General features: G+C 65.5%; 7 protein-coding genes. All 7 read right to left on the reverse strand.

Going from position 1 to position 7,268, the window contains the following annotated elements; genetic code table 11:
- Positions 1 to 269: biotin/lipoyl-containing protein (locus ACTHLF_RS20025; RefSeq protein WP_440329805.1), on the reverse strand; the 269-nt coding region annotated here is incomplete at its 3' end.
- A 267-nt stretch (positions 270 to 536) separates the two neighbouring features.
- Positions 537 to 1,382: a mechanosensitive ion channel family protein gene (locus ACTHLF_RS20030; protein WP_440329807.1), complete on the reverse strand. Its 846-nt coding sequence runs from the start codon at positions 1,380 to 1,382 to the stop codon at positions 537 to 539.
- A 299-nt stretch (positions 1,383 to 1,681) separates the two neighbouring features.
- Positions 1,682 to 4,003: a carboxy terminal-processing peptidase gene (locus ACTHLF_RS20035; protein WP_440329809.1), complete on the reverse strand. Its 2,322-nt coding sequence runs from the start codon at positions 4,001 to 4,003 to the stop codon at positions 1,682 to 1,684.
- 25 nt (positions 4,004 to 4,028) lie between these two features.
- Positions 4,029 to 5,030: a lipoyl synthase gene (gene lipA, locus ACTHLF_RS20040; RefSeq protein ID WP_440329810.1), complete on the reverse strand. Its 1,002-nt coding sequence runs from the start codon at positions 5,028 to 5,030 to the stop codon at positions 4,029 to 4,031.
- Positions 5,031 to 5,042: 12 nt separating this feature from the next.
- A complete protein-coding gene (gene lipB / locus ACTHLF_RS20045; RefSeq protein WP_440329812.1) occupies positions 5,043 to 5,711 on the reverse strand; it encodes a lipoyl(octanoyl) transferase LipB in 669 nt (222 codons plus the stop codon).
- A gap of 195 nt (positions 5,712 to 5,906) precedes the next feature.
- Positions 5,907 to 6,197, reverse strand: coding sequence for a DUF493 family protein (locus tag ACTHLF_RS20050; RefSeq protein ID WP_440329814.1), 291 nt, complete (start codon positions 6,195 to 6,197; stop codon positions 5,907 to 5,909).
- An 11-nt stretch (positions 6,198 to 6,208) separates the two neighbouring features.
- Positions 6,209 to 7,268: D-alanyl-D-alanine carboxypeptidase family protein (locus tag ACTHLF_RS20055; protein WP_440329815.1), on the reverse strand; the 1,060-nt coding region annotated here is incomplete at its 5' end.

The following is a 7,268-nucleotide window of genomic DNA, read 5'->3' on the forward strand; positions in this document are numbered from 1 at the left end:
GGGGCCGGGGCCGGAGCGGCCGGGGCATCGCCCGCGGCTTCGACCAGGGCGATCACGTCGTTGTCGTTGACCTCGTCACCGACCTTGACCTTGATTTCCTTGATCACGCCGGCGAACGGCGCCGGGACTTCCATGGTGGCCTTGTCGGACTCCAGCGTGACCAGGCTCTGGTCTTTTTCGACGGTGTCGCCGACCTTGACCATGATTTCGATGATGGGCACCGGCTTGCCACCGATATCGGGCACGCGGGCTTCTTTGACGTCGGCCATGGAACCTCCTCAAAAACAGCGATGAAGGGCGGACGAACCCTCCAACGGGGGAATGTCGGGCGCCGTGGTGCGGCGCAACCGGTCGATTGTAATCCCTCGGGAGGAGATTCCCACGATTCAAACGGTTGTTTGGGGCGATTTCTGTTGTGCGGGGCGGTAATGAGAGCCCAACGACGCCTGGTAGGAGCCCACCCTGTGGGCGACGCCGTTCGCGAAAACCCCGAAAGATGTCGCCCACAGGGTGGGCTCCTACGGTCGGTGGGGCGATCAGCTGGCCGGCTTGGGCTCTTCCGCCGGCAGCAGCCGGATATCCGTGCTCGACGACGGGATCGTGATCCCCGCCCCGCCGAACTCGTCCTTGATGTCCATCAGCAGCTTGGTCTGGGCGCCGTACATGTCGGCCACGGTGCACCAGCCGCGGATCACCAGGGTGACGTTCGAGGCGCCGAGGCTGTCGGTCCAGACGCCCGGGGCCGGGTCCTTCATGATCCGCGGGTCGGCGTCGAGCAGCCCGCGGATGATGTCCATGGCCTTGCCGATATCGTCGGTGTAGGCGATGCCCACCTTGATCTCGAACCGGCGGGTGCCGCGGCGGTTGAAGTTGATGATGGCGTCGCCGCCGACCTTGGCGTTGGGCACCACGGCCTCGCGGTTGTCCGGGGTGATGACGTAGGTGTGCATCAGGTTGATGCTCTCCACGGTGCCCTCGACCCCGCCGATCAGCACGTAATCGCCGATGCGGTAGGGGCGGAACAGGATCAGGAGCACGCCCCAGGCGAGGTTCGACAGCGAGCTGTTGAGCGCCAGGCCGATGGCCAGGCCGGCGGCGCCGAGCGCGGCGATGAACGAGGCCGTCGGGATCCCGGCCATGCCCATGACCTGGACGATGACGAAGGCGATCAGCAGGCCGTAGATGGCGTTGCGCAGGAAGCCGGCGAGGGTGTCGTCGACGCGGGCGCGCTCGAGGGCGCGCTTGCCGATATTGGCGACCCGGGCGGCGATCCAGAACCCGATGAGCAGCGCGACGAGCGCGATGCCGATGCGGATGCACCAGCCGATGATGACCAGCCGCGTGGCGTGGTCGATGCCGAGGTGATCGAGGAAGTCGAGCATGCGAGGCCTGCCTTTCCGAAGCGAAGAATCGCGGGGGAGGCTAGCAACGAAACCGTGAAGACCCGGTTTCAAACGCCCCCGCTGTGTAGGAGCCCACCCTGTGGGCGACATCTTTCGCGATGACGTAACAGTTCAAGTAGCTCTTTCGCGACCGGCGTCGCCCACAGGGTGGGCTCCTACGAGACGCACGGAGTCGCCCGTTGGATGGTACGCAGCGGCGGTGCGCCGGAGGCGCCAAGGCATGGCGGCGTAGCCGCAACCGCATAAAAGAGAGGGCCCCGCTGAGGGGGCCTTCTGCATCACTTCGGCGTGTTGGGCTCGGGCTTCGTGGCCTGGGCTGTCTGCGGCGGGGTGTCGATCTTCTTGCCGCCGTAGGGGAGCACTTCGGAGGCGACCTTCGCATCGCCCTTGATGAGCGCCACCTCGTCGCTGACGATGTGGGCGGCTTCATCCAGCGGGGTGTCCTTCGCCTTCTTCGCGTCGGCTTCCTGCTTCAGGTCGCTCTTGATGCTGCGCTCGTTGGCGTTGAGGCCATCATCACCGCTGTTCTGGTCATCGACATCCGCGTTGCCGTCGCCGCCGAAGATCGCCTTGCGACGGTTGCGGAAATCGGCCTGCGTGGCGTCGAACTGCTTGCGTTCGGCCTGGCGGGCGGCGAAGTTCAGCGAGATATCGGTCTTGTCGCGCAGCTGCTTGTACTGCGCCAGCTCGTCGAGCATCAGCTTCCACGCCGGCGAGGTCGCGACGCGTGCCTGGTGCTTCTGGTTGAGCGGACCGATGATCGGCTTGAGATCGGCGACCGGCTTGTAGTCGGCCGGATCAATGTGCCGCCACGGCAGCGCATTGTCATAGGTGGACTCGCCGAATTCCTTGGCATCGCCGTTCTGCGGGAACTGCACGTCCGGCGTGACGCCATGCAGCTGCGTGCTGTCGCCGTTGATGCGGATGAACTCGGCGATGGTCATCTTGAGCTCGCCGTACTTCGCATCTTCGCCGGTCTGCGCCTTGCCGAAGCGGTCGAGGTCGACCAGGTTCTGCACGGTGCCCTTGCCGAAGGTCGGCTCGCCGATGATCAGGCCACGGCCGTAATCCTGGATGGCGGCCGCGAAAATCTCGGACGCCGACGCGGAACCACGGTTGACCATGACGGCCATCGGGCCATCCCACGACATGCCCGGCTGGTCATCGCCCTGGGCTTCGACCTGGCCGCGCGCATCGCGCACCTGCACGACCGGGCCGGTATCGATGAACAGGCCGGTGAGTTCGGTGGCTTCGTTGAGCGACCCGCCGCCGTTGTTGCGCAGGTCCATGATGACGCCTTCGACCTTCTGCGCCTTCAGCTCGGTGAGCAGCTTGGACACATCGCGCGTGGCGCTCTTGAAGTTGGCATCGCCGTTACGGCGGGCGCCGAAATCCTGGTAGAAGGTCGGCAGTTCGATCACGCCGATCTTGCGCGTGACGTCGCCATCCTTCACGTCGATGACCTTCGACTTGGCGGCCTGCTCTTCCATCGTGACCTTCTTGCGCACAAGGGTGACGATGTCGTGCTTGCCATCCACGCCGGCATCGCCGGGCAGCACTTCGATGCGGACGGTGGTGTCCTTCTTGCCGCGGATGAGCTTGACCACGTCATCCTGGCGCCAGCCCACCACATCGACCATAGGGCCGGTTTCGCCCTGGCCGATGGCCACGATGCGGTCGCCCGGCTTGAGCTTGCCCGACTTCATGGCCGGGCCACCCGGGACGAGCTCGCGGATGGTCGTGTAATCGTCGCGCGCCTGCAGCACCGCGCCGATACCTTCCAGCGACAGGCGCATGGCGATATCGAACGCATCCGCCGCGCGGGGGCCGAGGTAATCGGTGTGCGGGTCGGTGGAGTTGGCGTAGGCGGTCATGAACGCCTGGGTGGCATCCTCGTCATCGAGCTGGCGGACGCGGCCGATGTAGGTCGCGTAGCGCTTGTCGAGCGTCTTGCGGATGTCGTCGTCGCTCTTGCCGGCCAGCTTCAGGCGCAGCCAGTCGTTCATGGTGCGCTTGCGCCACACCTCGTCGAGCTCGGCCTGGTTCTTCGGGACCGGGGCCTTCTTGCGATCGAAATTGAAGGTCTCGTTGCCGCTGAAATCGAAACCCTTCTTCAGCAGGCCGCGCGCGTAGTTCATGCGATCGACGGCGCGCGTGATGTACAGGTTGAACACCGAGAACGGGCCGCTGAGGTCCTGGTTCCAGATGGCATCGTCGAACTGCGTCTTCAGCGGTTCGAACTTCGCCATGTCTTCCTGGGTGAAGAAGACCTTCTCGCTATCGAGGTCGTCGAAGTAGGCCTTGAAGATCTTGGCCGACATGGCGTCGTCGAGCGGCTGCGCCTGGTAGTGGAAACGGGTGAGGAAGCGCGCGGAAAGCTGCGCGGCCTGCGTTTCCGCCGAGGTCGGCTTCAGCGGGAGGGTGGATTCCTTGCGCTGCGGCTCCGGCGAGGTCGCCGCCTCCGACGCATCCTTCGGTTGCGGCGCCGCGCTCTTCGCCGGCGGTGTCGCGCCAGGCTGCTGTGGGGCGGCATTCTGGGCGTACGCCCCTGTGGCGGTAAGGGCCAGCAGGAGGGCGAGCGACACGGGGCGAAGGGTCATGTAAAGCCTCGGAGTGCTTAAGCGTTTATTCGACGACGCCGGCGGCGTGGGCCATCAGGTCGGCATGGTAGGAGGATCGCACCAACGGGCCGGAAGCGACATGGCCGAAGCCCATCTCTTCACCGGCGACGCGGAGCGCCTCGTATTCTTCCGGCGTCCAGTAGCGGACCACCGGGTGGTGGTGCGCCGTCGGCTGCAGGTACTGGCCGATGGTGATCATGTCGACGTCATGGGCGCGTAGATCGCGCATGGTTTCGAGCACCTGCTCCATCGTCTCGCCCAGGCCCAGCATGATGCCGGACTTGGTCGGCACATCCGGATGCTGCGCCTTGAAGCGCTTGAGCAGGTCGAGCGACCACTGGTAATCGGCACCGGGGCGCACTTCGCGGTAGAGGTGCGGCACGGTTTCCAGGTTGTGGTTGAAGACATCCGGCGGGAAATCCTTCAGGACCTCCAGCGCGCGCTCCATGCGGCCCTTGCCGCGGAAATCGGGCGTCAGGATCTCGATCTTGATATCCGGGCTGGCGTGGCGCACCGCGCGGATGCAAGCGGCGAAGTGCTCGGCACCGCCGTCGCGCAGGTCATCGCGATCGACCGAGGTGATCACGACGTACTTCAGGCGCATGTCGCGGATGGTCTCGGCCAGGCGTGCCGGCTCGAGCGGATCCGGCGCCAGCGGGCGGCCATGGGCCACGTCGCAGAACGAGCAACGGCGGGTGCAGACCTCGCCGAGGATCATGAACGTGGCGGTGCCCTTGCTGAAGCACTCGTGGATGTTCGGGCAGGAGGCTTCCTCGCACACGGTGACCAGCGAGTTTTCACGCAGGCGCGCCTTGAGCTGCTGCACGGCGTTGCCCTGGGGCAGGCGCACGCGGATCCAGCTCGGCTTGCGCAGCGTAGGCGCATCCGTATCGAAAGCCGCGCGGTTCAGCGCGATCTTGTCGTTACCGAGCATCTTCTCGCCGGGCTTGTCGACGACGGCGATGGGGATGCTGCGGGCGGGGGATGTGGGGACGGTTTGGCTCATTTGGCTACGACCTCAGACCGCAACGCGGGCGGGGAGTTCGGGGATGACGGGTTCAGAGGGGACTTCGTGGAACCCGAACTGCTTGCAGAATTCCTGCACCAGGACGTCTTCCACGTCTGACAACCGCGACGGACCGCCCAAGTCTACCACCTGGGTGACCTCCAAACCCTTGTAACCGCAAGGATTGATGCGGTGGAAGGGCTCCAGGTCCATGTCTACGTTGAAGGCCAGGCCGTGGAAGCTGCAGCCGCGGCGGACGCGCAGCCCGAGGGCGGCGACCTTGGCGTCGGCGGTGTAGACGCCGGGGGCGCCTTCACGCCGGGCGGCGCCGATATTCCACTCGCCGAGGGTATCGATGATGGCCTGCTCGATCTTGCAGACCATCTCGCGGACGCCCACGCCGACCCGGCGCAGGTCCATCAACGGGTAGGCCACGATCTGGCCCGGGCCGTGGTAGGTCACCTGGCCGCCGCGATCGACGCGGACCACGGGAATATCGCCCGCGAACAGCACGTGCTCGTCCAGGCCCGCCTGCCCCAGCGTGAACACCGGGTCGTGCTCCAGCAGCCACAGCTCATCGGCGGTGTCTTCGGTGCGGTTATCCGTGAAGGCGCTCATGGCCTTCCAGGCGGTTTCGTAGGGCACGCGCCCCAGCCGGCGTACGTTGAGGGGGAGGGTCATGGTGCTTTCAGGGGGAGACGGGGATGTCGGGGTATCTGCGGGTTGGACGCCTACGATACAAGACATCCCGGCCCCACGCTGTCCGTAGGAGCCCACCCTGTGGGCGACATCTTTCGCGAGAGAGCCACAGGGCCTGTGGCGTTCGGGCGATAGGCGTCGCCCACAGGGTGGGCTCCTACGAGGTAGGCGCGGGCCTCAGAGGGTGAAGCGGATATCCGCGTCGGCGCGGAGGGCCTCGTGGGCCTCCATGTACTTCTCACGGGTCTGTGCGACGAAGCTGACCGCGACCGACTCGTAGTTGCCGGCGGGGGTGAGCTTGGAGGTCACGGTCTCGTGGAGCACTTCCAGGCCGATGTTGTGCAGGATCTGCGGGACGCGGGCCTTAAGGTCCACGCCCGCGTTGCCGATGGCGGTGATCTCGAACTGGCCGGGGAACTGGAAGCCCTTGCCCTCGGCCTTCGCCTGGGTGAAGTCGATCTCTTTCATCGGCGCTCTCCTTACTTCTTGGCGCTGTCGTCGCTATGGAACCACAGCATGATGGTGTCCCACAGGCGCGAGAAGAACCCGCCTTCCGGCGCATCGTTCAGGGCCACGAGCGGCACCGTGGTGACCGGCTGGCCATCGAGCGTGACGCGCAGCGTGCCCACCTGCTGGCCCTTCTTGAACGGGGCGATCAGGGTGTTCGGGATATCCAGGTCGGCCTTGAGCTTGTCGTAGTCGCCGCGCTTGACCGAGATCATGACGTTCTCGGTGGTGCCCAGCGGCAGGGTGTTCTCGGCGCCCTTCCACAGCTTGGGCGTGGCGAGGGCCTTGTTGGCGTCGTAAAGCTTGTGGCTTTCGTAGAAGCGGAAACCGTAGTTCAGCAGGGAGAGCGCGGCATCGGCGCGGCCCTTCTCGCTGCTCGCGCCCATCACGATCGCGATCATGCGGGCATCGCCCTGCTTCGCCGAGGCGGCAAGGCAGTAGCCGGCGGCGGCGGTGTGGCCGGTCTTGATGCCGTCGACGGTGTTATCGCGCCACAGCAGCAGGTTGCGGTTGTGCTGCTTGATGCCGTTCCACTCGAACTCCTTCACGGCCGAGATCGCGTAATCCTCGGGGAAATCGTGGATGAGCGCGCGCGACAGGATCGCGATGTCGTGGGCCGTGGTGAAGTGGTTGGCGACCGGGTAGCCCGATGCATTCTCGAAGTTCGAGTGCACCATGCCGATCTGCTTGGCATAGGCGTTCATCAGGTTGGCGAACGCCGGCTCGGAGCCCGCGGTGTGCTCGGCCAGCGCGATGGCGGCGTCGTTACCCGACTGGATGATCATGCCGTACAGCAGGTCCTTCAGCGGCACCTGGCTGTTGAGCTTCAGGAAGCTGGTGGAACCGTCGGTGCCCGCACCGCCGCCGCGCCACGCGTTCTCGCTGATGGTGACCGGATCGGTCATGTGGATCTTGCCGTTGCCGATCTCGGCGGACACGACGTAGTCGGTCATCACCTTGGTGATCGACGCCGGCTCCAGCTGCAGGTCGGGTTCCTTCGACGCGATGATCTGCCCGGTGTTGTAGTCCATC

Source organism: Luteibacter sp. (assembly GCF_051958795.1).
In the GTDB taxonomy this organism is placed as follows: Bacteria; Pseudomonadota; Gammaproteobacteria; order Xanthomonadales; family Rhodanobacteraceae; genus Luteibacter.